This window comes from Streptomyces sp. NPDC026394, assembly GCF_055567735.1.
Genome location: NZ_JBVHPX010000006.1, coordinates 446,545 through 468,478, shown reverse-complemented (window position 1 = coordinate 468,478; position 21,934 = coordinate 446,545). Strand labels below are relative to the sequence as shown.

Annotated in this window: 21 protein-coding genes; 11 read left to right on the top strand and 10 right to left on the bottom strand. The window is 73.7% G+C overall.

Annotated elements, in window-relative coordinates; translation table 11 throughout:
- Positions 1 to 41: 41 nt before the first annotated feature.
- On the bottom strand, positions 42 to 1,310 hold the full coding sequence (locus ACZ4QV_RS18100; RefSeq protein WP_361640020.1) for a HEAT repeat domain-containing protein: 1,269 nt from the start codon (positions 1,308 to 1,310) through the stop codon (positions 42 to 44).
- The gene (locus ACZ4QV_RS18095; RefSeq protein WP_361640022.1) at positions 1,259 to 2,623 is read right to left on the bottom strand and encodes a hypothetical protein; all 1,365 of its coding nucleotides are present in this window, start codon (positions 2,621 to 2,623) and stop codon (positions 1,259 to 1,261) included. The genes ACZ4QV_RS18100 and ACZ4QV_RS18095 overlap by 52 nt, the downstream gene beginning before the upstream one ends.
- On the opposite strand from ACZ4QV_RS18095, the gene ACZ4QV_RS18090 reads away from it, so the two are divergent.
- Positions 2,571 to 3,599: an NAD(P)/FAD-dependent oxidoreductase gene (locus ACZ4QV_RS18090; protein WP_467763101.1), complete on the top strand. Its 1,029-nt coding sequence runs from the start codon at positions 2,571 to 2,573 to the stop codon at positions 3,597 to 3,599. The two genes, ACZ4QV_RS18095 and ACZ4QV_RS18090, sit on opposite strands and share 53 nt — an antisense overlap.
- Positions 3,600 to 3,755: 156 nt before the next feature.
- Entirely contained in the window at positions 3,756 to 4,457 is a 702-nt protein-coding gene (locus tag ACZ4QV_RS18085) for a hypothetical protein (RefSeq protein ID WP_361148735.1), read from the top strand.
- A gap of 56 nt (positions 4,458 to 4,513) precedes the next feature.
- Here the strand turns inward: ACZ4QV_RS18085 and ACZ4QV_RS18080 are convergent, their stop codons facing one another.
- On the bottom strand, positions 4,514 to 5,581 hold the full coding sequence (locus ACZ4QV_RS18080; RefSeq protein WP_361148733.1) for a lipoate--protein ligase family protein: 1,068 nt from the start codon (positions 5,579 to 5,581) through the stop codon (positions 4,514 to 4,516).
- 100 nt (positions 5,582 to 5,681) lie between these two features.
- A complete protein-coding gene (locus ACZ4QV_RS18075; RefSeq protein WP_361581972.1) occupies positions 5,682 to 6,776 on the bottom strand; it encodes a helix-turn-helix transcriptional regulator in 1,095 nt (364 codons plus the stop codon).
- Between the two features lie 257 nt (positions 6,777 to 7,033).
- Here ACZ4QV_RS18075 and ACZ4QV_RS18070 point away from each other — a divergent pair, with 257 nt between their 5' ends.
- The 4 genes from ACZ4QV_RS18070 (at position 7,034) to ACZ4QV_RS18055 (ending at position 11,752) form a co-directional block, all read left to right on the top strand.
- Complete coding sequence (locus tag ACZ4QV_RS18070) at positions 7,034 to 7,270, top strand: DUF7848 domain-containing protein (RefSeq protein WP_361148729.1); 237 nt, start codon at positions 7,034 to 7,036, stop codon at positions 7,268 to 7,270.
- Positions 7,271 to 7,407: 137 nt separating this feature from the next.
- Positions 7,408 to 9,258 carry a gamma-glutamyltransferase family protein gene (locus tag ACZ4QV_RS18065; RefSeq protein ID WP_361581969.1) on the top strand — a complete coding sequence of 617 codons (1,851 nt, stop codon included), beginning with the start codon at positions 7,408 to 7,410 and terminating at the stop codon, positions 9,256 to 9,258.
- Positions 9,259 to 9,387: 129 nt separating this feature from the next.
- Positions 9,388 to 10,293, top strand: coding sequence for an inositol monophosphatase family protein (locus ACZ4QV_RS18060; protein ID WP_467763100.1), 906 nt, complete (start codon positions 9,388 to 9,390; stop codon positions 10,291 to 10,293).
- A 40-nt stretch (positions 10,294 to 10,333) separates the two neighbouring features.
- Complete coding sequence (locus tag ACZ4QV_RS18055) at positions 10,334 to 11,752, top strand: phytoene desaturase family protein (protein WP_361581963.1); 1,419 nt, start codon at positions 10,334 to 10,336, stop codon at positions 11,750 to 11,752.
- Between the two features lie 79 nt (positions 11,753 to 11,831).
- Here ACZ4QV_RS18055 and ACZ4QV_RS18050 read toward each other — a convergent pair whose 3' ends face one another.
- Complete coding sequence (locus ACZ4QV_RS18050; protein WP_361148721.1) at positions 11,832 to 12,740, bottom strand: PDR/VanB family oxidoreductase; 909 nt, start codon at positions 12,738 to 12,740, stop codon at positions 11,832 to 11,834.
- Between the two features lie 23 nt (positions 12,741 to 12,763).
- A complete protein-coding gene (locus ACZ4QV_RS18045) occupies positions 12,764 to 13,396 on the bottom strand; it encodes an MSMEG_1061 family FMN-dependent PPOX-type flavoprotein (protein ID WP_361148719.1) in 633 nt (210 codons plus the stop codon).
- 177 nt (positions 13,397 to 13,573) lie between these two features.
- Between ACZ4QV_RS18045 and ACZ4QV_RS18040 the strand changes: the two genes are divergently transcribed.
- The 3 genes from ACZ4QV_RS18040 to ACZ4QV_RS18030 all read left to right on the top strand — a co-directional run bounded on the left by ACZ4QV_RS18040 (position 13,574) and on the right by ACZ4QV_RS18030 (position 15,377).
- The gene (locus ACZ4QV_RS18040) at positions 13,574 to 14,197 is read left to right on the top strand and encodes a TetR/AcrR family transcriptional regulator (protein WP_361148717.1); all 624 of its coding nucleotides are present in this window, start codon (positions 13,574 to 13,576) and stop codon (positions 14,195 to 14,197) included.
- An 85-nt stretch (positions 14,198 to 14,282) separates the two neighbouring features.
- Positions 14,283 to 14,816, top strand: a complete 534-nt coding sequence (locus ACZ4QV_RS18035) for a GNAT family N-acetyltransferase (RefSeq protein ID WP_361581958.1) — start codon at positions 14,283 to 14,285, stop codon at positions 14,814 to 14,816.
- Between the two features lie 39 nt (positions 14,817 to 14,855).
- Positions 14,856 to 15,377 carry an O-acetyl-ADP-ribose deacetylase gene (locus tag ACZ4QV_RS18030; protein ID WP_361148713.1) on the top strand — a complete coding sequence of 174 codons (522 nt, stop codon included), beginning with the start codon at positions 14,856 to 14,858 and terminating at the stop codon, positions 15,375 to 15,377.
- 54 nt (positions 15,378 to 15,431) lie between these two features.
- Here ACZ4QV_RS18030 and ACZ4QV_RS18025 read toward each other — a convergent pair whose 3' ends face one another.
- A complete protein-coding gene (locus tag ACZ4QV_RS18025) occupies positions 15,432 to 16,193 on the bottom strand; it encodes a GNAT family N-acetyltransferase (protein ID WP_361148711.1) in 762 nt (253 codons plus the stop codon).
- Positions 16,194 to 16,471: 278 nt separating this feature from the next.
- Between ACZ4QV_RS18025 and ACZ4QV_RS18020 the strand changes: the two genes are divergently transcribed.
- Both ACZ4QV_RS18020 and ACZ4QV_RS18015 read left to right on the top strand, forming a co-directional pair.
- Positions 16,472 to 17,944: an AlkA N-terminal domain-containing protein gene (locus ACZ4QV_RS18020; RefSeq protein ID WP_361581954.1), complete on the top strand. Its 1,473-nt coding sequence runs from the start codon at positions 16,472 to 16,474 to the stop codon at positions 17,942 to 17,944.
- Positions 17,945 to 17,951: 7 nt separating this feature from the next.
- Positions 17,952 to 18,524, top strand: coding sequence for a methylated-DNA--[protein]-cysteine S-methyltransferase (locus ACZ4QV_RS18015; RefSeq protein WP_361148707.1), 573 nt, complete (start codon positions 17,952 to 17,954; stop codon positions 18,522 to 18,524).
- An 84-nt stretch (positions 18,525 to 18,608) separates the two neighbouring features.
- On the opposite strand, the gene ACZ4QV_RS18010 is transcribed toward ACZ4QV_RS18015, so the two are convergent.
- The 3 genes from ACZ4QV_RS18010 to ACZ4QV_RS18000 form a co-directional block, all read right to left on the bottom strand.
- Positions 18,609 to 19,475, bottom strand: coding sequence for a nucleotidyltransferase domain-containing protein (locus tag ACZ4QV_RS18010; protein WP_361581951.1), 867 nt, complete (start codon positions 19,473 to 19,475; stop codon positions 18,609 to 18,611).
- 53 nt (positions 19,476 to 19,528) lie between these two features.
- Complete coding sequence (locus ACZ4QV_RS18005) at positions 19,529 to 20,464, bottom strand: LLM class flavin-dependent oxidoreductase (protein ID WP_361148703.1); 936 nt, start codon at positions 20,462 to 20,464, stop codon at positions 19,529 to 19,531.
- A 74-nt stretch (positions 20,465 to 20,538) separates the two neighbouring features.
- On the bottom strand, positions 20,539 to 21,813 hold the full coding sequence (locus ACZ4QV_RS18000; protein ID WP_467763099.1) for a tyrosinase family oxidase copper chaperone: 1,275 nt from the start codon (positions 21,811 to 21,813) through the stop codon (positions 20,539 to 20,541).
- Positions 21,814 to 21,934 lie beyond the last annotated feature (121 nt).

Genomic DNA, 21,934 nt, shown 5'->3' with positions numbered 1-21,934 from the left:
ATTCCGACTCCGGAGCAGCTGATAGGCGCAGGCGGAAACGTTCAGCGGCCGTCGCGGCGCCATTCGTAACGCCACACCGCGTCGAGGTAGCCCTCCTCTTCCAGGGAACCGCGCTGCGGCGGGCCGAGAAGGCGTGCTGCCTCCACGCACCGTTCGTCGTCGTGGAGGGCAAGCCCGTAAACGGCAGCCAGCTGGACCAGGCGGTCCGTATCGTCCAGCACAGCTGCCATGGCGTCCGCGAACACGGGATCGTGGTCCCTGCCCTCGGCAACCACGCGGCAGGCGGTCTTCCGTACCACCGCGTCCGGATCGGCCATCAGCCCCAGCAACGCCGTGCGAGCATCGCCGGAAAAGGCCGACAGCGAGGACGAAGCACCGAGCCCATTCGCCACCGCACGCCGTACCCGGGCATCGGGGTGGCCGGCGTGCGGCAGAAGGGCCGCCTCCGCGCGGGGGGCGCTGTGTTCTCCAAGAGCGACCAGCACCTCGGTGAGGACGGCGACATCCGTCTCCGCGGCCGCCCAGCCGGTGAACAGGTCCAGAGCGGGAACAGCGAACGCATCCTCATCGCTGTCGTCGAACAGATGAATAAGGCGGAGCACCTCGGCACCGAACAATCGGCGGGATGGGTCTGGGCTCGTACGCAGTACCGCCGCAGCGGCCCAGGTCGCCTCCTCTCGCCGTCCACTCAACTGGAGGCTGGCACGGCTCCACGTTGCATGGTCCTGCTGATCGACCTGGGCCAATGCGCGGTCCATCAGCTCCTCGAACGAGGTTCGTATCCCGAGCAGTTCCTCGACGTACGTGAGGATCGCCCCATGGCCGTCCCGCGCACTTATGCCGCCAAGGGTGAACTCGACGACGCTGTCGTACTCGCCGTCTTGAACCCGCTTACGACCGACAGCGTCCCGGGAGCCGGTACGGCGTCGCAGCTCGGCCTCGACCCCCGTCTCATGCCAGCGGCGCGCGAGGTTCCGGGCCTTTAGGAGTTCGATCTCGGGATACCTGCCGCGGATCTCGTGGTCCAGGAGCGCCTCGAACAGAGCGGGCGAACCCGAGTCGACCGCCTCACTCAGGGGGATGAGGTCATCGGGGCGGCTCTGGCCCGAATTCGCACCGTACTGAAGCAGCAGTTGGGCGATGCGCCCGGCGTGCATCCGGACGGCCAGGCAGAACGCGGCGTCCAGGTAGTCGGAGTCACTGTGCTCGTGGAGAAGGATCCTCACCAGGTCCGTGTCTCCGGCCTGGACCGCGGAGATCAGGGAGGACTGGCCGTCCACCGCATTGCCCGTACCCGTACCCACGCCCATGATCCTGTTCCCCCGTATTGTTCTCGCAGCTCAGTGTAGATCTGGCGAAATCGGCCCGACGGGACGGATAACAGCCGGCACGGCCTGGCGGACTTGCCTGACGACCGAATCAGGGCCGGGGTATGGAGGCCCGTCGGCAAGGGCAAGATGGCGTGCTTGGAGGTATGCAGTCCAGTCAGTGGCGGCGCGGCGGCGCCACTGGACGGCTGTGATCGGGGGGAGGCCGAGCATCGGGCCGAGGACCGCGGGCGGCAGGTCGCCAGCGAGGGCCACCAGGGCGGTGGTACGGGCGGGCCGGTTGGGGATGTGACAGGCGGCCAGGCGTCGGCTGAGGGCTGCGGCGGAGATGTGGGCCCCGGCAGGTGGCCGGGGAACAGCCAGCCGGCACTCGTGTTCACGGCCCAGCCCTGGGGTGCGGGGCGGTCGGCGAGGGTGGTCAAGAGGTCGGCCAGGGGGGCGGGGAGCGGGACCGGGGTCTTGCTCAAAGTGAGGGACGTCGTCCCGTCTTCGGTGGTCAGGGCGGTGGTGGGCAGGGCAGCGATCCGGGTGAGGTATTGGCCGAACAGCAGGAGGATCGCGCCGGCGGCCCGGACGTCGAGGTCGAGGCGGGTGTCGGTGAGGCACTGGTGGAGGAGGTCCCAGTGGGAGTCTTCGTCCAGTCCGACCGGGTCGGCCTTCGGGCGGTGCGGCACGAGGAGGTCGAGGGCGTGGTGGCGGCGGTGGGCCCAGACGACGAAGTCACGGACTCCGTAGCGTGATCCTGGGTTGGCCGCGAGCCAGGTGTCGAGGCGGGTTTGGTCGAGAGTGGCGATGGTCAGGCCGTGGCCGGTGGTGGTGAGGAGTTCAGCGGCAAGATTGATGCGGGTGTAGGCCCAGCGGATCCGGTGCTTGACTCCGCCGGCCCGGACGGCCTGGCGGCGTTTGGCACGGAGCAGCAGGGACCAGCGGACGTAGGCGCGGAGCAGGGCTCCGTGCTCGGGATGCCGGGCGACGGTCCGCTCCAGGTGCCGGACGATCCGCACCGCGAGTTCGTCCCGGGGCTCCAGAACCTGGTGGGCGATCAGCAGGCCAGGCAGGTACTCGGCGGTCATCGCCGTGCCACGGCCGTCGATCGTGGCATCGAGGTCGGTATGGGAGGGCGGGCGGCCAGTGGCCGTGAGGTCGTGCAGGAGGCGGGCAGACCGGGAGCCGCGCAGCCAGTTCAGGACCGTTCCCGCATCCGGAGCCTCGGCCAGCGCCGCCGGGCTGGGGGCGGACGTGGTGCTCGCCGGGCGTGCGGCGCCCGGGGAGGCGACCGCGGCCGGTGCGGGCATCGTCTGCCCCTGGGCCTCCGAGCACGACGACCTGGACTGGTTCCACGTCGCGGCGGAAGGGGCCCGGTACTACCCGGAGCTGATCGGCGGACTCACCGAGGCGGGCGAGCGCGGCCTCGGCCACCGGGCCGTCGGCGCGCTCGTCCTGGCCGCCGACGACGCGGACCTGCACCGTGTCCACCGGCGGGTGCTCGAACGGCGGCGCGGCACCGCGGACACCGGCGACGTGGACCTCCTCGGCGAGCCCGAGGTGCGCGCGCTGTTCCCGCCCGTCGCGCCCGGCTTCCGGGCCGTACGCATAGCCGCCGGTGCGCGGGTGGACGGCGGGCGGCTGCGGGACGCGCTGCTACGGCAGGCACGGTACCGGGGCGTCGGTCTGCGGAGCGGCCGCGCGGCACTGCTGCGTACGGCGGGCCGGGTCACCGGCATCGAGGTGGACGGCGAGCGCATCACCGCGGACGCGGTCGTCGTCGCGGCCGGGGCCTGGGCGCCGGAGCTGCTGGCGCCGGTGGGTGTCACCGTACGGGTCGCACCGCAGCGTGGTCAGATCGTCCACCTCTCGCTGCCCGGCGCGGACACCGGGAACTGGCCCGTCGTCCTGCCCCGCGCCACCGGGCACTACCTCGTCCCGTTCGACGGTTCGCGGATCGTGGCCGGCGCCACCCGGGAGGCCGGTACCGGCTTCGACCACCGGGTGACGGCCGCGGGACTGGCCGAAGTGCTGACCGAGGCCCTGGCCGTCGCGCCCGGACTGGCGGGCGCCACCCACTTGGAGACGCGTGTCGGCTTCCGGCCCGTCGGCCCGGACGTCCGCCCGCTGCTCGGCCGGGTCCCCGGGCCGGAAGGCCTCGTCGTCGCCGACGGCCTTGGGCCGACCGGTCTGACCGTCGGCCCCTGGGCGGGACGTGTCGCCGCGCTGCTCGCGACGGGCGGGGACCCGGGGCTGGACCTGAGCCCCTACGACCCGGTGCGCTGACCGGCGCACGGTCCCGGAGGGGGCGCACAGGACGTGTGGAGGCGCGCGGGGGCGCGCACCGACTCAACCGTCCCTGCCAACTCTTTGCCCACTCCTGATGCTCCCCATACGGGGCGGCCTTGGAGCCGTACGGCCGATGCGAGGACCATGGACCGTATGAGGCGCCCTCCAACGGCAACACCCTTCGGTCCTGCTGCCCGGACGACGACCGCCGCGGCCGGCCGGCTCTCCCACGTGCGGTGGATCGCCGGCGGTACCGGAGCGGGCAAGAGCACGCTGGCGATAATCCTGGCCCGGCGCCACGGCGCCGTGATCTACCGCGGTGACCTGGCGCAGCACACCTGGCTGCCCCGCTGCACCCCACGGCAGCACCCGCACTTCCACGCGGCCCGCGACGAGCCGCCCGGCTCCCTGTGGGACAGCCGCAGCCCCGACGAGGCGTGTGGCTTCGCGCAGCGGGTGGTCGCCGAGACCTTCGCCTTCGAGGTCGAGGACCTCCTCGCGATGCCTGCCGACCGGCCCGTCCTGGTGGACTGGTTCGGCAACCTGCCGAGCCAGCTCGCGCCCCTGCTCACCAGCCCCGACCAGGCGGTCTTCCTGCTGCCCACCCCCGAGTTCCGGATGGCGGCACTGCGCGCCCGCCGCAACGTGCCGGTGCGGTCCCTGGTCAGTTGGGGCAGCCGGGCCCCGGAGTCCACCCTGGCCAAACGGCTGGCCCGGGACGAACTGTGGGACGCCGAGGTACGTCGCCAGGCCGCCGCCCACGGGAACACGGTGATCACCATGGACGGCGGCCGCCCGGCCGGCGAACTCGCGGACGAGGTGGCGGCGCGCTTCCGGCTGGGTACGGCGGCGTAGGAGACGGTGCGTAGGGAACGGGGCGTACAAAAGCGTAGGAGACGGCGGCCGCCCCCCTACGGCACCCGCGCCGTCCACTCCGGCGAGCTGAACTTTCCGCCCGCCAGTTCCTGAGCCCGCGTCATCTCCTCCGCGGAAACCTTGCCGTCGCTGCCCCCGTACCGCGCGCGGAACGAGGCGATCATCCGGTCGATGACCTCCGCCCGCGGCAGTCCGGTCTGGCGGCGCAGCGGGTCCACCCGCTTCTTCGCGCTGCGGGTGCCCTTGTCCGACAGCTTCTCCTTGCCGATCCGCAGCACCTCGACCATCTTGTCCGCGTCGATGTCGTACGACATGGTCACGTGGTGCAGGACCGCCCCGTCGCCCGCCACCATGCGCTTCTGCGCGGCGCCGGCGATCTTCCCGGCGTCGGTGGCGATGTCGTTGAGCGGCTTGTACCAGGCGTTGATGCCCATGTCGCCGAGGGCGGCCAGCACCCAGTCGTCCAGGTAGGCGTAGCTCTCGGCGAAGGTCAGGCCCTGCACGAGCGAGGCCGGTACGCACAGCGAGTACGTGATGGTGTTGCCCGGCTCCACGAACATCGCGCCGCCGCCGCTGATGCGCCGGACGACCGTCACACCGTGCCGCGCCGCGCCCTGCGGGTCCACCTCGTTGGCCAGTGACTGGAAGCTGCCGATGATGACGGCGGGGCGGTCCCACTCCCACACCCGCAGGGTCGGCGGCCGTCGGCCGGCGGCCACTTCGGCGGTCAGCACCTCGTCCAGGGCCATGTGCAGCGCGGGCGGCTGCGGCGCCTCGTGGATGATCTGCCAGTCGAAGTCCGTCCAGTCGGTGGCCTGGGCGACGGCGCGGCGTACCGCGATGCCCACCGCCTCCGCCGTGAACCCGAACAGCACCGCACCGGGCGGCAGCGCCGCCTCGATCCGGGCCGCCAGCCCGCGCGCGTCGGTGTCGGCGGGCGCGCCCTCCAGCGCCGCGTTGATGGCGCCGAGCGCCTCGTCCGGCTCCAGGAAGAAGTCCCCCGCGACCCGGACGTCGCGCAGCGTCCCGCCCGTCACGTCGAGATCGACGACCACGAGCTTGCCGCCCGGCACCTTGTACTCACCGTGGTGCTTGCCCTGCACGGCGCATCCTCCCGCTGTCCTGTTGCGGCGCACGGCCCGGGCGGCCGGCAGCCGGGTCAACCGTAGCGGTGCCGGTGGCATTCCCGGCAAAGGGGGCGGTTCAGGTCGCTCGGGCTGCGGCCTTCACCTCGGACACGAATCCTTGGAGCACCGTGGACCGGTGGTCTTCGGGGAGGTCGGCCAGCGTCTCGCGGGCCAGGTCGAGGCCGGTGTTCACGTCTCCGGACTTCACCACCGACAGCGCGCGGTGCACACCGGTGTGGGCGGCGTACCGGCTCAGATGAGCGGGCCTGTAGAGGTCTGCGGTGTCCTGCTCCGCCTGCGACCGCTCCACGTCACCGAGCCGTGCGTGAACGAGTGTCTTCGTGAGGCTGTATCCCCAGCGTGGCATGGAGAACACGGATGCCTGCTCGTCGGTCTCGACGGCGGGGAACATCTCGTCGGCCCCCCGGAGGGCGTCCAGAGCAAGGCCGGGCTCACCCAGTTTGCCGTATCCGTGAGCAAGCGCCAGGAGAGCGCACAGCCGTCCCAGAGAGGGGGACTCGGACAGCGCCAGACCATCGACGGCCACGGAGATGACAGGTTCGGGTTCGGCGCCCTCGTACACCAGGGCCAATGCGCCCTGTCCTCGGGTCCACTCCCGCAGAGAAGTGCGGCCGCTGCGGTCGGCGGCGGCTACGGCCGTTCTGTACCAGCGGGCAGAAGCCGCAGGACCGTCGAGAGAAGCAGTGGCCATACCCATCACGATCGAGAGCCGGGCGGCGGCTTCCCACAGACATGGCCGGTCATCGCTCAGTTTTCCCCGCAGCAGCAAGAGGTCCCCCGCCAGGCGTGGCTCCACCCGCCGGGCGGACAAGGCCATGAAGTCACGTCCGTAGTCGTCTGCGAGGCGGTGCCAGTCGTCCATGGAGACCACCTCGCCCATGGCTTCCATGATTCCTTGCCGTGCCGCCTCCGCGAGTGCCGATGGGTGACCGGCTTTCGCGGCTTGCAGGGCTTCAAGAGGCACGGAGAACAGCTCGGCCATGAAGCGAAGCCAGAAGCGGCCCGGAGACCGTTTCCCCGCCTCCCACCGGCTGACCTCCTCGCGGGTCAGTGTGGGCCGTCCGGACACGTTGCAGAGATGGACGGCCAGGTCCCCCTGCGACCAGCCCCGGCCGTCCCGAAGGACTTTGATCAGCTTTCCGATGCTCACGGGCTCAGTTTGGCCACCCGAACGGCCACTGGGCGGCGGATCGGGCAGCGTTACACCTGGAGCATGACCAAGACGTATCCCAGTGACCCGGTGGAACTGCCCCTGTGGCAGGACGCCGTGCCGAGTCCCGGGGCAGGCTGCAGCACGTGTTCAGAGATCAGTACCCACAGGGAGCAACGACGCTCGGCTCGGGACCACAGCGGCGTGTCCGACGCCAACGTCGTCATGCTCAGGCACCAGGCCGGGGGGTGCCCCGCATGACGCGCAGGACGTTCCGATTCGTGTCCTTCATGATCGAGCAGGACCGGACGGCGGAGCCCACCTACGAGGCTGTGTGCGTGTCCGGTGACGACAAGGAGTGCGGGCAGTCCTCGGACGAGTGGCTCACTCCACATCCCGTAGAGGTAGGGATGCGTGAGCATTCCAGGGGCACCGGGCACACGCGGTTCCGTCGTTCGTTCGTGGATTACGCGGACGTGTCGATGCAGGACTGACAGGAGGCAGGAGGAGGCAGGCCCGGCCGATGTGATCAGGACGTGCCCCGCCCGGAGGCATTGCCCGCGCCCCGACGGGGGAAGGGCGGACAAGGAGACCGCCCGTCCGTCCGTACGACACGAGGAGAACCGAGAACGTGTTCACCACCCGCCCGACCCTCCAGGGAACCTTCGGCATGGCCGCGACCACGCACTGGCTGGCCTCCCAGTCCGCGATGGCCGTGCTGGAGGACGGTGGCAACGCCTTCGACGCGGCGGTGGCCGCCGGTTTCGTGCTGCATGTCGTCGAGCCGCACCTGAACGGCCCGGCGGGCGAGGTGCCGGTCGTTCTGGCGCCCGCCGGCGGGCCGGTGCGGGTGCTGTGCGGCCAGGGGCCGGCGCCCGCCGGGGCGAGCGTGGCGCACTACACCTCGCTCGGGCTCGGGCTGGTGCCCGGCACCGGACCGCTCGCCGCCGCCGTGCCCGGCGCGTTCGACGCGTGGATGCTGCTGCTCCGCGACCACGGCACCAAGTCCCTCGGCGAGGTGCTCAAGTACGCCGTCGGGTACGCGGAGCACGGGCACCCGGCCGTCGAGCGGGTCGGCGAGACGGTGGCGACGGTCCGGGAGCTGTTCGAGACGGAGTGGATATCGTCCGCCGAGATCTACCTGCCGGAGGGGCGGCCGGTGGCGCCCGGCGGGCTGCTCAGGAACCGGCCGCTGGCGGCCACCTGGCGCCGCCTGATCGCCGAGGCGGAGGCCGCCGGGCCCGGCCGGGAGACGCAGATCGACGCGGCCCGGCGGATCTGGCGCGAGGGTTTCATCGGCGAGGCGCTGGCCGGCTTCGCGGCCCGTCCCGCCATGGACACCTCCGGCGAGCGGCACGCCGGCACCCTCACGGGCGACGACCTGGCGGCCTTCTCCGCGACGTACGAGGACCCGGTCACGTACGACTGGAACGGCTGGACCGTGGCGAAGCCGGGCGGCTGGTCGCAGGGCCCGGTCCTGCTCCAGCAACTCGCCTTGCTGCCGCCGGAACTGCCCGCCTACGGCAGTCCCGAGTACGTGCACCTGCTGATCGAGGGCTGCAAGCTGGCCATGGCCGACCGCGAAGCCTGGTACGGCGACGCGGCCGAGGTGCCGGTCGGCACGCTGCTGAGCGAGGACTACAACGCGGCGCGGCGGGCGCTGATCGGGGAGCGCGCCTCGTACGAGCTGCGGCCCGGCAGTCCGGACGGCCGTACGCCCCGGCTGAGCAAGCACGCCCTGGCCGTCGCGGCGGGGGAGGACGCCGCCGGCGCGCCGGGCGCCGCCGGTGCCGGGGCGGGCGAGCCCACGGTGGCGACCCCCGGCACCCCCGGTGCCGCCCCCGTCATCGCCCCCGAGGTCGACCGGAGCGGCGCCACCCGCGGCGACACCTGCCACATCGACATCGTGGACCGCTGGGGCAACATGGTCTCCGCGACACCCTCCGGCGGCTGGCTCCAGTCCAGCCCGGTGGTCCCCGCGCTCGGCTTCCCGCTCGGTACGCGCCTCCAGATGGCCTGGCTGGAGGAAGGGCTGCCGAACTCGCTGACGCCCGGCCGCCGGCCGCGCACCACCCTCACCCCGTCCCTGGCGCTGCGCGACGGCGTGCCCGTGATGGCCTTCGGCACCCCCGGCGGCGACCAGCAGGACCAGTGGCAGTTGCACTTCCTCCTGGCCGCCGCCCTGCGCGCCCCCGTACGCGGCGGCGTCGACCTCCAGGGCGCCATCGACGCCCCCAACTGGCACAACGACTCCTTTCCCGGTTCCTTCTTCCCGCGTGCCATGCGGCCGGGCAGCGTCACCGTCGAGTCCCGCCTCGGCGCGGACGTGATCGGGGAGCTGCGGCGGCGCGGGCACGCGGTGACCGTCGGCGACGCGTGGTCGGAGGGGCGGCTGTCCGCGGTGGCGCGGGACCCGGAGAGCGGGGTGCTGTCGGCGGCGGCGAACCCGCGGGGGATGCAGGGGTACGCGGTGGGGCGGTAACCGCGGCCGGGCCGAACCGGGGCGGGGCCCGCCCGGAGCGTGGCCGGCACCCCGACGGGCCCGGCCCCGGCATCCGCAGTTCACCTTCGGTCCAGCTCCTGTGTCAGTGGGGCGTGGTTCGATGGAGTCATGATCGAAGCGATGCGTACGGATACGGGAGACACGACGGACGAGACGGGCGCGGTGGGCGGTGCCGCGGCGCACACGGCGGTCGGAGTGCTGCGCGCGCTGAACCCGGCCGCCGTCGAGGACGCCGTCCGCAAGGCCGCGGCGGCCGAGATCATGCCGCGGTTCCGGCAGCTCGCCGCCCACGAGGTGCTGGAGAAGAACGGCCCGCACGACCTCGTCACCGTCGCCGACCGGCTGGCCGAGGAGCACCTCACCGCCGCCCTGACGAGCCTGCTGCCCGGCTCGCTGGTGGTCGGCGAGGAGGCGGTGCACGCCGATCCGGCGGTGCTGGAGGCGCTGGGCGGCGACGCGCCGGTGTGGATCGTCGACCCGGTCGACGGCACCCGCCAGTTCGTGCACGGCGACCCCGGCTTCGCCACGCTCGTCACCCTGGCGCTGCGCGGCGAACTCCTCGCCTCCTGGACGTACGCCCCGGCCCTGGACCTGATGGCCACCGCCCGGCGCGGCGCCGGCGCCGAGCTGAACGGGCAGCCGCTGCGCCGGAGCGCCCCGGCGGCCGGCGCGGTGCTGGACGTGGCGATATCGCACTACGACTTCACCACCGACCAGCAGAAGCGGGTGCTGGCCGCCCTGGAGACCGACGGCGTCGCCCCGCGCCCCTGCGGCTCGGCGGGCCTGGAGTATCTGCACATTGCCACCGGCGAGCTGGACGCCGTGGCCTTCAGCTGGGAGAACGCCTGGGATCACGCGGCGGGGCTGCTGCTGGTCCACGAGACGCGCGGGGCGAGCGGCACGGTCGCCGGCGAGCCGTTCCGCGTCACGGGCGGCAACGCGCTGCCGTTCACCGCGGCACGGGACGAGGAGACCGCCCGGCGTATCCTCGGACTGCTGGCGGCCGCCAACTGATCCTCGACGGAGAGGGTCGCTGACGAGGGGAGTGGCGCAGGTGCCGACGATGCTCGATGCCGTGGTGATCGGGGCGGGCCCCAACGGGCTGACCGCGGCCGTCGAACTGGCCCGTCGCGGCATGTCCGTGGAGGTCTTCGAGGCCCACGACACCATCGGCGGCGGCGCCCGCACGGAGGAGCTGACCCTCCCCGGCTTCCGGCACGACCCCTGCTCGGCGGTGCACCCGCTCGCCGCGGGCTCACCCGCCTTCGCCGCCATGGACCTGGAGCGGCACGGCCTGCGCTGGCTGCACCCCGACCTTCCGCTGGCGCACCCCTTTCCCGACGGCACGGCCGCGGTGCTGTCCCGTTCCGTCGGCGAGACGGCGATGTCCCTCGGCGCGCACGACGCCGGGACGTACCGCCGCCTGCTCGCGCCCTTCCTCGGCAAGTGGGACACCCTCGCCGCGGACTTCCTGCGCACCCAGTGGCTCGGCCTGCCGCGCGACCCGGTGACGTACGCCCGGTTCGGCCTGGCCGCGGCCCAGCCGGCCGCCCTGCTCAACCGGCGCTTTCGGGACCAGAAGGCGCGCGGCCTGCTCGCCGGCCTCGCCGCGCACGTCATCGCGCCCCTCGGCAGCCCGGGCACCGGCGGCGCCGCGATCATGTTCGCGCTGGCCGCGCACGCGGGCGGCTGGCCGATCCCGCGCGGCGGCTCCCAGGCCATCCCCGACGCGCTGGCCGCACTGCTGCGCCTGCACGGCGGCGCGGTGCACACGGGGTACGAGGTCAAGCGGCTGGACGACCTGCCCCCGGCCCGCGCGTACGTCTTCGACACCTCGCCGACCGCCCTGGCCCGGATCGCGGGGCTCGGCAACGCCTACCGCGGGGTGCGGTACGGACCCGGCGTCTTCAAGATCGACTACGCGCTGTCCGGCCCGGTGCCGTGGACCTCCGCCGCGGCCCGCCGGGCGGGCACCGTGCACCTCGGCCCCACCAGCGGCGAGATCGGCACCGCGCTGCGCGCCGCCGCCGACGGCCGCGCCCCGTCCGTACCGTTCCTGATCACCTCGCAGCCCACCCTGACCGACCCCACGCGGGCCCCCGAGGGCAAGCACACCTTCTGGGTGTACGGGCACGTACCGCACGGCTGGGAGGGCGACGCCACGGACGCGGTCGAACGCCAACTGGAGCGCTTCGCACCCGGGTTCCGCGACCTGGTCCTGGCCCGCGCCGTCGCCGGACCGCCCCAACTGGCCGCCCGGAACGCGAACTACGTCGGCGGGGACATCTGCGCGGGCTCCGCCGCCGGCCTGGGCCTGGTGATCCGCCCCAAGCTGACGCGCGTCCCGTACACCACCGCCCATCCGGCGGTCTTCCTGTGCTCCCAGTCCGCCCCGCCGGGCCCCGGCGTCCACGGGATGTCCGGCCACCACGCCGCCCGGGCGGTCTGGTCCCGGCTGCGGCCCACCCGCTGACGACGAGCCCGCCGGCCGGACCGGGTCTCGGTCCGGCCGGCGGGCACGTGCGCGGCCCGCACCGCACGCTCCGTACGGCTCAGAGGTCCAGCACCAGCCGCGGGCCCAGCGCGCGGGAGACACAGGCCAGCATCCGGCCCTCCTCGGCGCCGACGTCGTCCCGGTGCTCGACCTCCCCCTCCAGGACGGTGATCTCGCAACTCCCGCAGACGCCCTCGCGGCACCCCGACGACACCGGGATTCCGGCCTGCTGAAGGGCGTTCAGCAGCGAATCGTCGGCATCCACCTGGACCGTCCGCCCCGACCGGGCGCACGCGGCCTCGAACGCCTGGTCGGGGGCGAACACCTTGGGCGCCGGCTGGAAGCGCTCCGTGCGCAGTTGTTCGGCCGGGAAGGCGGCCTCCACCGCCGTGAGCATGGCGGCCGGCCCGCAGCAGTAGACCAGGGTGCCGGGTGCCAGCTCCGCCGCCAGCGCGGCGAAGTCCGGCCTGCCGTGCTGGCGGGTGGTGACGATGCGTACGGCGTCCCCGTAGGCCGAGCGCAGTTCCCCGGCGAAGGGCATGGTGGCGGCCGCCCGGCCCGCGTACACGAGGGAGGCGGGCAGCCCGGCCGCGGTCGCCGCCCGCAGCATCGGCAGGACGGGGGTGATGCCGATCCCGCCGGCGAGGAAGAGATAGCCCGGCGCGGGATCGAGGGGGAAGTTGTTGCGCGGCAGCGACACGTCGAGCGTACGGCCCGGGCGCAGGAAACGGTGGATGTACTCGGAGCCGCCGCGGCTGAGCGGGTCGTACCGTACGGCGACGCGGTAGGTCTCCCGGTCGGCGGGGTCCCCGCACAGGGAGTACTGCCGGGTCAGCCAGTTCGGCAGGGCCACGTCGACATGGGCGCCCGGCTCCCAGGGCGCCAGGGGGCCGTCGGCGCCGCGCAGGACGAGGGAGACGACGTCCTCGGCGACCGGGTCGATACGGTCGAGGAGGGTCCGCTGCATGGATGATTCCCTTTCCGGCACGGTCAGAAGAGCTTCCGGTAGGACGCTTCGAGGACGGCTTCGAACTGCTCCGGGGCGATGTCGCCCCCGAACTGCGCGGCGGCGATCTCACCGGCCGTCGGCAGCTCGTCGGCGAGGGCCTGGCTCGCCGGGTCCCACATCCGGGACCGCAGGAGCGCCCGGCCGCAGTGGAAGTACGCCTCGGTCACCTCGACGACGATCGCCAGGGCCGGCGCCTTGGCCTCGGTACGCATCCGGACCAGCACGTCGGGCTCGTCGGTGGGATAGGCCCGGCCGTTGACCCGCAGCGTCTCCCGCATGCCGGGGACCAGGAAGAGCATCCCCACTTCCGGGTTCTCCACGATGTTGCACAGCGAGTCGGCGATCCGGTTGCCCGGCCGGTCGGGTATCGCGAGCAGGTTCTCGTCGAGGACCTTCACGAACCCCGGGTAGTCGCCGCGCGGCGAGCAGTCGGCCCGTCCGGCCGCGTCCGCGGTCGCCAGCGACAGGAACGGCGAGTGCGCGATGAACATGCGGGCGAACCGGTCGATGTGGTCGATCTTCTTGTTCTCCAGCATCGGCTCGGGTTCACCGATCCGGGCGCGGACCTCGTCCAGGGACAGCCGCCGTGGGCGGGTGCGGACGTGCGTCGTCATGAAGGCTCCTTCCGGGAGGGCGGCACGGCGGACGGGCGCGGGCGGCACCGGCGCTCCCGACCCCCTCGCGCTCCGCGACAGCTCCGGCGGCAACCGCTCCGCCGCAGCTCATGGCACCATTGTGAGCAATTGCTCAGGTCTTTGCTACTCGCATTCGCAGACGGCCCAGGAGGTGCCATGACCACCGGCCGACGCGGCCTCCAGCCACGTAAACAGCCACGTCAGGCCCGCGCCGCAGCCACCCGGCAGCGCATCCTCACCGCCGCTGCTCACGTTTTCGCCGAGTACGGCTACGCCGCGGGGACCACCAACCGCATCGCCGAACGGGCGCGGGTGTCGATCGGCTCGCTGTACCAGTACTACCCGAACAAGGATGCGATCCTGGTGGAGCTGGTGACCCGGCACCTCGACGCCGGGATAGCCGCCGCCGGCCGCCACCAGGAGGGCGAGGCGCCCGAGACCCTTGAAGAGACCATCCGCCTCTTCGTGCGCACCTCGATCGGCAACCACCTCGACGACCCCCAGCTGCTGCGCGTCATGGCCGAGCAGGGGCCCCGGTCCCCGGAACTGCTCGACAAGATCGCCCGGCACGGGCGGGAGCGGATCGCCTACGCCCACGAGCTGTTCGCCGGACACCCGGAGGTTCGGGTCGCGGACACCCACACCGCCACCCGGCTCGTGGTGAGCACGATCGAACTCGTCGTCCACCAGCTCCTCGCCGCGCCGGACCCGGTCGACACCGCCCGGCTGGAGGACGAACTCGTCACCATGCTCACCGGCTACCTCACGGCGGCCCGCTGACGGTACGGGCGACCGCGGCGCCGTCGGGCGGCCGAGCCGGAAACTCCCGTGCGCTCCGCCCGCCGCGCGTGGTAATCCCCCTGTCATGAGCGATCTCCAGACAGCACGGCTGGTGCTCCACCCGCTGACCGCCGCCGAGGCGGAACGCCTGGTGGCGCGCGCCCCGGCGGACGGGGAGCGGTGGGCGCCCGGCTATCCGACGGACGGGGACGTGGAGTCCGCCACCGACTTCCTGGGCCACTGCGCGGCCACCGGTGACCCGCAGCCGTTCGGGGACTACGAGATACGCCGCCGGGAGGACGGGCTGGCCATCGGCAGCCTCGGCTTCCACCGGCCGCCCGACGCGGACGGCACGGTGACGATCGGCTACGGACTGGTCCCCGCGGCGCGCGGCCGGGGATACGCGGCCGAGGCGCTGCGCGGGCTGCTCCGTCTCGCCAGGGAACGCGGCATCACCCGGGTGAAGGGCGACGCCGACCTCGGCAACACCGCGTCCCAGCACGTCATGGCCGCCGCCGGGATGCGGCCGGTGGGGGAGGACGAGCGGGTGAAGTACTTCGAGATCACCTGGCCCGGTGGGGCGGCGGGCGCGTCCGCAGACGGCGACGGCGGGCCGTGACGTCCGTACGGCGGACCGCACGGACGGCATGATGGCCGGATGACCGCACCCTCACCCGCCCTCACCCTCGTCGCGGGCGACATCACCGAGCAGCCGGCCGACGCCGTCGTGAACGCCGCCAACTCCTCGCTGCTGGGCGGCGGGGGAGTGGACGGCGCGATCCACCGGCGCGGCGGCCCCGAGATCCTGGCCGAGTGCCGCGCGCTGCGCGCCTCGCACTACGGCAAGGGCCTGGCCACCGGGCAGGCCGTGGCGACCACGGCGGGCCGGCTGCCGGCCCGCTGGGTGATCCACACCGTCGGCCCCGTCTGGGCGAAGTCCGAGGACCGCTCGGCGCTGCTCGCCTCCTGCTACCGCGAGTCCCTGCGGGTCGCCGACGAGCTGGGCGCCCGTACCGTGGCCTTCCCGGCGATCTCCACGGGGATCTACCGCTGGCCGCTGGACGACGCGGCCCGCATCGCCGTCGAGACGGTGCGGGCCACGGAGACGGCCGTCGAGGAGGTGCGCTTCGTGCTCTTCGACGAGCGGGCGTACGCGGCGTTCGCCGCGCGGGTGGGCTGACCGGGCACCGGCCGGGAGCCGCTCAGGCCGGCCGGTGCCGTAGCCGCCCGTCGCTCAGGCCGAGACGATCCGCGCGGACACGCAAGGGTCCTCGTTGCGGTAGCCGAGCCGGTCGTAGAGCCGTTCGGCGGGCGCGTTCTCGGCCAGTTGCCACAGCGTGCAGAACCCGTGCCGCCGTACGGTGTGCCGGGTCAGCCACGAGGTCAGCGCGGCGCCGAGGCCCTGGCCGCGCTGGGCGGCGTCGGTCGCGACGGACGCCATCAGCGGCGCGCCGCTGTCCCGCAGGCTGCTCATCGCGCCGCACGCCACCAGCCGCCCGTCCGCGCCGCGGATGCCCGCCCAGAGGCTCACGTCCGCGGAGCCGGGGCCGGTGGAGTGGGCCGGACTGTGCTCGTTGAGGAAGGCGAGCAGCTCGTCGTGGTGGCTCTCGTCGAGCGTGACCACCCGGTCCTCCGCCGGGTGGACGGCCGGTTCCGCCAGCGTCCAGCGGAAGATCCACTCGACGACGTCGGTCACCGCCAGATGACGGCCGACCAGCGTCTCGGTGCCGCGCGGCCCGGTGAACTCCCGTACCTGGTCGGGAAAACCCTGCGCGGCACGCAGCACGAGACCGGCGGCGGCATCCGCCTCACCGACGCTCCACACGTGCCCGCGGGGGGCGTCGAGCCAGGCGACAGCGCCGCTGTTGCACCAACTGCTCCGGTCGGCGGGCCGCTGCCGGGCGGCGCCGAAACGCAGGAGGGCGGCGCCCTCCTGGAGCTCCAGGCCCTGGGTGAACAGGTCCTCGGTCCGGGGGAGAAGAGTCGTTGCCTGCATCACTCTCTGAGAAGGACGTAGGGATGGGAACGACCCCGGACACGCTGGCGGCGCGGCCGGAACCGTCTGTCTGAAGTAGGGGGTCCCGGCAGCGGCTGCGCACCCGTGCGCGCCCGGCCGACCGGGTGGTCAACTCTCGCACACCGCCCCCGGCCCGGCGCAAATTCTCGGCGGGTGCCGTATGCCACCCCGGATGGCGTCGGCGGCCGGACCGGTCACCGGACGCTGATGTCGGAAAACCGCCAGCCGAGCCGGTGCGGCTGCCGGATCCTGGAGGCATGCACACCGACTTCGAGCGCTGTCTGCGCGCCGTGCAGTCCAAGGACGCCAGGTTCGACGGCTGGTTCTACACGGCGGTGCGCACCACCCGTATCTACTGCCGTCCCAGTTGCCCGGTGGTGCCGCCCAAGCCCGGGAACATGACCTTCTACCCGAGCGCCGCAGCCGCTCAGCAGGCCGGATACCGCGCCTGCAAACGGTGCCGCCCGGATGCCAGCCCCGGCTCGCCGCAGTGGGACGAGCGCGCCGACCTCGTGGCGCGCGCCATGCGGCTGATCGCCGACGGCGTCGTCGACCGGGAGGGCGTCCCCGGCCTGGCCGCCCGCCTCGGCTACAGCACCCGCCAGGTCGAACGGCAGCTCCTCGCCGAGCTGGGCGCCGGGCCGCTCGCCCTGGCCCGCGCGCAGCGCGCCCAGACCGCGCGACTGCTCGTCGAGACCACCGAACTGCCCATGGCCGACGTGGCGTTCGCCGCCGGTTTCGCCAGCATCCGGACCTTCAACGACACCGTACGGGAGGTGTTCGCGCTCGCCCCCACCGAGCTGCGGCGGCGGGCCCGGCCGGGGGCCGCCGCGGCCCTGCCCGGCGCACTCGCCCTGCGGCTGCCCTTCCGGCAGCCGCTGTGCCCGGACAACCTCTTCGGCCACCTCGCCGCGACCGCCGTACCCGGTGTCGAGGAGTGGCGGGACGGCGCGTACCGGCGCACGCTCGCCCTCCCGTACGGGCACGGCATCGTCGCCCTGTCCCCGCGCCCCGGCCACATCGACTGCCGGCTGTCCCTCACCGACCTGCGCGACCTCACGGGGGCCATCGCCCGCTGCCGCCGGATGCTCGACCTGGACGCCGACCCGGAGGCGGTCGACGGACTGCTGGCCGAGGACGCCGTCCTGGCGCCGCTCGTCCGCAAGGCGCCGGGGCGGCGGGTGCCGCGTACCGCGGACGCGGACGAGTTCGCGGTACGGGCCGTACTGGGCCAGCAGGTGTCCACCGCCGCGGCCCGTACGCACGCGGGCCGGCTGGTCACCGCGCACGGACAGCAGATCGACGACCCGGTGGGCGGCCTGACCCACCTCTTCCCCTCCGCGGCCGAGCTGGCCGGGCTGGACCCCGAGGCGCTCGCCATGCCGCTTACCCGGCGCGCCACCCTCACCGCAATGATCGCGGCCCTCGCCGACGGCGCCGTACAGCTCGGCGTCGGCAGCGACCGGGAACGGGCCCGCGCCCAGCTCGCGGCGCTGCCCGGCGTGGGCCCCTGGACCGTCGAGTGCATCGCCATGCGCGCCCTCGGCGACCCCGACGCCTTCACCCCCACCGACCTGGGGCTGCGCCGCGCCGCCGCCCACCTCGGGCTGCCGGCCACCCCGGCGGCGCTCGTACGGCACTCGGCGCGCTGGCGCCCGTGGCGCGCGTACGCCGTCCAGTACCTGTGGGCCACCGACGACCACCCCATCAACCACCTCCCCACCGACTGAGGCGACCATGTCCGAGCCCCTGCCCGCCCGTACCGGCGGCGAGCGCTGCCACGCCGTCCTGACCGACACCCCGTACGGCCCGCTGACCCTGGTGGCCGAGGGCGACGCCCTCGCCGGCCTGTACATGACCGACCAGCGGCACCGCCCGCCGCAGGAGTCCTTCGGCCCGCCGGAGGACCTGGAGGCCCCGCCGTTCGCGGCGGCCGTACGGCAGTTGCGCGCCTACTTCGACGGCGCGCTCACCGCCTTCGACCTGCCCCTGGCGCCCCGGGGGACGCCGTTCCAGTGCCGCGTCTGGGCCGCCCTGTGCGACATTCCGTACGGCGGGACGCTCTCGTACGGGCAGCTCGCCGCGCGCCTCGGCCGGCCCTCCGCCGCCCGTGCGGTGGGCCTCGCCAACGGGAAGAACCCGATCGGCATCATCATCCCCTGCCACCGCGTGATCGGGGCGAGCGGCAGCCTCACGGGGTACGGCGGCGGGCTCGACCGCAAGCGCCGCCTGCTGGACTTCGAGCGGGGCGGAGCCGGGGAGGGGCGGGCGACCGCGGACCCGGGCGGGCAGCAGGCTCTCTTCGGTTGAAGCGTTGAAGCTGTCGAAGCCTTCGCCTGAAGTGAGGGGGAAAGCTTGGCCCGGCGTTGCGGCGTTGCTGAAGCGCCGAGGCGTTCAGGCGCCGCCCTCCACCACCGCACGCACCTCCGCGACCAACAGCTCCGCGGCCTTCAGTGACCGCGCCAACTCCGCTTCACTGCGGCCGAGTGCGCCCAGCAGGGCGCTCGCCCGCTCCGCGAACCCGGGCGGCGTGCCGGGCATCGCCGCCGCGGCGGCGAGCGCGCCCTTCTCGTTGATGCACCAGGTCCGGTGGTGGGCGTGCAGCGCCTGGGTCAGGTCGCCCACCGCCCGGGCCAGACAGAGGGCCGCGTGCAGCGTGTCCGCGGACGCCTGGGACTTGCCCGCGACGGTCACGGAGAACCCGGCGTCCCAGATCGCCGTTCCCATCAGCGCGGCGCGCAGCGGTTCCGGGTACTGCCGCATCTCCTCCTTGAGGCGGCCCAGCTCGCCGGTGGGGTCGGCCAGTACCCGCGACAGGGCCAGCTCCCCGGCGTACGCGGGGGACCAGAAGCCCAGCGGGTGCCCCACCTGGGCACCGATCTCGAACCGGCCCGCCCGGCACTCCCGCCACACCCGTTCCACCCGGTCGGCATCCCGCAGGAGCCAGTCCACGGGGGTACCGTCCGGCATCACCAGCCACGCCCCGCCGTTGACCCACGCACCCCACGCGCCCGGCGGATGGATCTCCACCGGCGACCCGGTGATCTCGGCGGCCAGGTCCGCCAGGCCCGCGAGGCCGACCTCGCCGCGGTAGTAGACCCCCAAGTCCCAGTCGGAGTCCGGCCGGTGCGTGCCCCGGGCCCGGCTGCCGCCGAGCGTCACGCCGACCACGCCGGGCACCCTGGCCAGAGCGGCCGCGCCGCTCTCCGCCCAGTAGTCCTCGTGAGCCCTGTCCGCCCCGGTGGTCGCTGTCTTCTCCATACGGGAAGCATAGAGTGCCCGCTGTCCGCCCACGGCAGCGGCGGCCGGGCCCGTCAGCGCAACAAGTCCCGTACGTCTGCCAGCAGTTCCACCTGATGGCGCCAGTCACCGCCCGCGACGTCCATCAGGACGCGGGTGACTCCCGCGCCGCAGTAGCGGTGCAGGCGTTCCGCCGCCTCCCGGGGGCCGCCCGTCACGGGGACGCCCGCGAAGCGTCCGGGCGGGGCGCCGTGGGCGGTGGCGAGGTCCGTGGCGAGGTCCGCGCCGGTGGGCAGGCCGGGTTCCGTACCGAGTACGCCGGTGGTGCCGACGACGACGGCCGGGGCCGGGCGGCCGAGCGCGGCGGAGAGTTCGGCGAGGTGCACGGCGCCCTCGGCCGCCTGGGCGGCCGACACCCGGGAAGGGAACCAGCCGTCACCCAGGAGCGCGGCCCGCCGCACCGCGGCGCGCGAGGTGCCGGTGATCCAGACCGGCGGCATCGGCACGGCGGACTCCGGCTCCGCCACCGGGTGCCCGGGCCCGTACGGCAGCGGCGCCCGCTCGCCCGCGAGCAGGCGGGGCAGCAGCCGCAGTACCGCGTCGGTCCGGCGCACCCGCTCCTCGTACGGAACGCCCGCGGCCGCCCACCGCTCCCGGCCGCCGCCCGTCCCCACCCCCAGCACCAGCCGCCCGTCCGCGACGTGCTGGAGGCCGGCGATCTGTTCGGCGGTCTGGGCCGGCGGCCGGAGCCCCGGCGTGTACACCGCGCCGACGACGGTGATCCGCTCGGTCGCCGCGGCCACCGCCGCCAGGACCACCGCGGTGTCCAGGGCCGGTGCGCCGGCCGCGGGCCGGTCCCCGTACGCGACGAGGTCCAGCCCGGCCAGTTCCGCGTGCCGGGCCGCCTCGGTGAGCGGAAGCTTCTGCTCCCGCCGCACGGCGGGCGACGGCAGCAGCACGCCCACGGCCAGGCGGCCGGGCCGGACCGCGGAATCCGGGAGAAACGTCATACGGTGACGATGCAACTTCAAGGGGACTTGAGGTCAAGGGGCGGCGAGCGCGACCCCTCGCCGCCTCAGCCGCCTCAGACGTCGTAGCGGTAGAACGGGGCGTGGTCGAGAAGGTCGGCGGGCGTCATCGTGTGCCAGGGGGACAGCGGGGTGTGCAGGCCGGGTACGCCCTGGGCGGGCTCCAGCGGGAGGTAGTGCGGTACGCCGGGATGGCGGCGCTGCCAGTCGGCCCAGATCTTGTCGACGAAGCAGTGGTGGAGGAAGAACACCGGGTCGTTGGGCGAGGCGAGGAAGGTCATGTGACCGCCGACGAAGACATGGGCGGAGCCGTGCAGCTTGCCCCAGGCCCGCTCCCACGGGAACTTCGCGTAACCCTCCAGGTGGTTGCGGAAGCTGGGGTACGGCGGATCCTCGCCACTCAGGTGGTTCCACGGAGGGCAGTCGTAGACGGGCAGCGCGAGGGCGGCCTCCAGTTGACGGGCTGTGGAGAGGGTGCCGGGCGGGCGCAGCGCGCGGGTGAGGAAGTCCCGGTCGTCCTGGGTGTAGTAGCCGTTGGCCCACGTGACGTCGTTGCCGGTGGGCCGGACGTTGACCCCCAGCCGCCAGCCGTTGCGCCGGGCGAAGGGGCCCGAGGTCACCTGCCGGTCGCCGGGCCGCCCGTCACCGCCCATGAAGTCGTCGGCCCACAGCGGCGAGTCCCTGCCGCGGTCGCTCGTCCAGTCCCAGTACGGCAGGGTGACGGCGGGGTCGATCGCGCGCAGCGCCTGTTCGAAGTACAGCAGGAACTGCCGGTGCCAGGGGAGCAGCGAAGGGGTCAGGTGCGCGGTGCGGTACCCGTGGTCCCGGTGGATGTAGTCGTGGGAGTTCGCCCGGACGTGGACGGCGACCAGCGCGTCGTACACGCCGCTGCGCTTGGCCTCCAGGACGGCCCGCACGAAGCGGCGTCTCTCCTGCGCGGTCAGGGCCAGATGGTTCTTGCGGACGTGCGGGCGGCCCGGGGCGGTGGGACCGGACGGCACGACGGGCTCCGGCCACGACCGCGGCGGCGGGGCCGGCAGCAACCGGGCGCCGCGCAGCCGCCGTACGGCGCGGCGCGCGGCCGCCAGCGGGGTCCGGTCGAACCCGTAGTGGCACAGCGGGGACAGGTAGGCTTCCTCGCCCATCCGTATCAGTTGCAGCTCACGGCCGTCGATCGTCACCCGCGCGCGGCCCTGCGGTGCGTCGATCCGGATCGTCCGGCCGTGGTACCGCTCGGAGTACGGTCGCGGGCCGCGCGAGTCGGCCGCCGCGGGCAGCAGCGCCGCCGCACCGGCTGCCGTCGCGGCCGTGAACACATCGCGCCGTCGCACCAGACCCCCTCATCCGGCCCGCCTCACCCTTGTCCGGAGCATCACCCCGGCCGGGGCTCCGGACGCCTTCCCCGGCCGAATGCACTCGAACGGGTGAGCCCCCGCCCTGTCCCCCCACTGG

Excerpts from the sequence above, each read along its gene's own strand:
- ACZ4QV_RS18100 (WP_361640020.1), bottom strand. The coding sequence starts at position 1,310 with ATGGGCGTGGGTACGGGTACGGGCAATGCGGTGGACGGCCAGTCCTCC.
- ACZ4QV_RS18095 (WP_361640022.1), bottom strand. The coding sequence starts at position 2,623 with ATGCCCGCACCGGCCGCGGTCGCCTCCCCGGGCGCCGCACGCCCGGCG.
- ACZ4QV_RS18085 (WP_361148735.1), top strand. The coding sequence starts at position 3,756 with ATGAGGCGCCCTCCAACGGCAACACCCTTCGGTCCTGCTGCCCGGACG.
- ACZ4QV_RS18070 (WP_361148729.1), top strand. The coding sequence starts at position 7,034 with ATGACGCGCAGGACGTTCCGATTCGTGTCCTTCATGATCGAGCAGGAC.
- ACZ4QV_RS18060 (WP_467763100.1), top strand. The coding sequence starts at position 9,388 with ATGATCGAAGCGATGCGTACGGATACGGGAGACACGACGGACGAGACG.
- ACZ4QV_RS18050 (WP_361148721.1), bottom strand. The coding sequence starts at position 12,740 with ATGCAGCGGACCCTCCTCGACCGTATCGACCCGGTCGCCGAGGACGTC.
- ACZ4QV_RS18045 (WP_361148719.1), bottom strand. The coding sequence starts at position 13,396 with ATGACGACGCACGTCCGCACCCGCCCACGGCGGCTGTCCCTGGACGAG.
- ACZ4QV_RS18040 (WP_361148717.1), top strand. The coding sequence starts at position 13,574 with ATGACCACCGGCCGACGCGGCCTCCAGCCACGTAAACAGCCACGTCAG.
- ACZ4QV_RS18035 (WP_361581958.1), top strand. The coding sequence starts at position 14,283 with ATGAGCGATCTCCAGACAGCACGGCTGGTGCTCCACCCGCTGACCGCC.
- ACZ4QV_RS18030 (WP_361148713.1), top strand. The coding sequence starts at position 14,856 with ATGACCGCACCCTCACCCGCCCTCACCCTCGTCGCGGGCGACATCACC.
- ACZ4QV_RS18025 (WP_361148711.1), bottom strand. The coding sequence starts at position 16,193 with ATGCAGGCAACGACTCTTCTCCCCCGGACCGAGGACCTGTTCACCCAG.
- ACZ4QV_RS18020 (WP_361581954.1), top strand. The coding sequence starts at position 16,472 with ATGCACACCGACTTCGAGCGCTGTCTGCGCGCCGTGCAGTCCAAGGAC.
- ACZ4QV_RS18015 (WP_361148707.1), top strand. The coding sequence starts at position 17,952 with ATGTCCGAGCCCCTGCCCGCCCGTACCGGCGGCGAGCGCTGCCACGCC.
- ACZ4QV_RS18010 (WP_361581951.1), bottom strand. The coding sequence starts at position 19,475 with ATGGAGAAGACAGCGACCACCGGGGCGGACAGGGCTCACGAGGACTAC.
- ACZ4QV_RS18005 (WP_361148703.1), bottom strand. The coding sequence starts at position 20,464 with ATGACGTTTCTCCCGGATTCCGCGGTCCGGCCCGGCCGCCTGGCCGTG.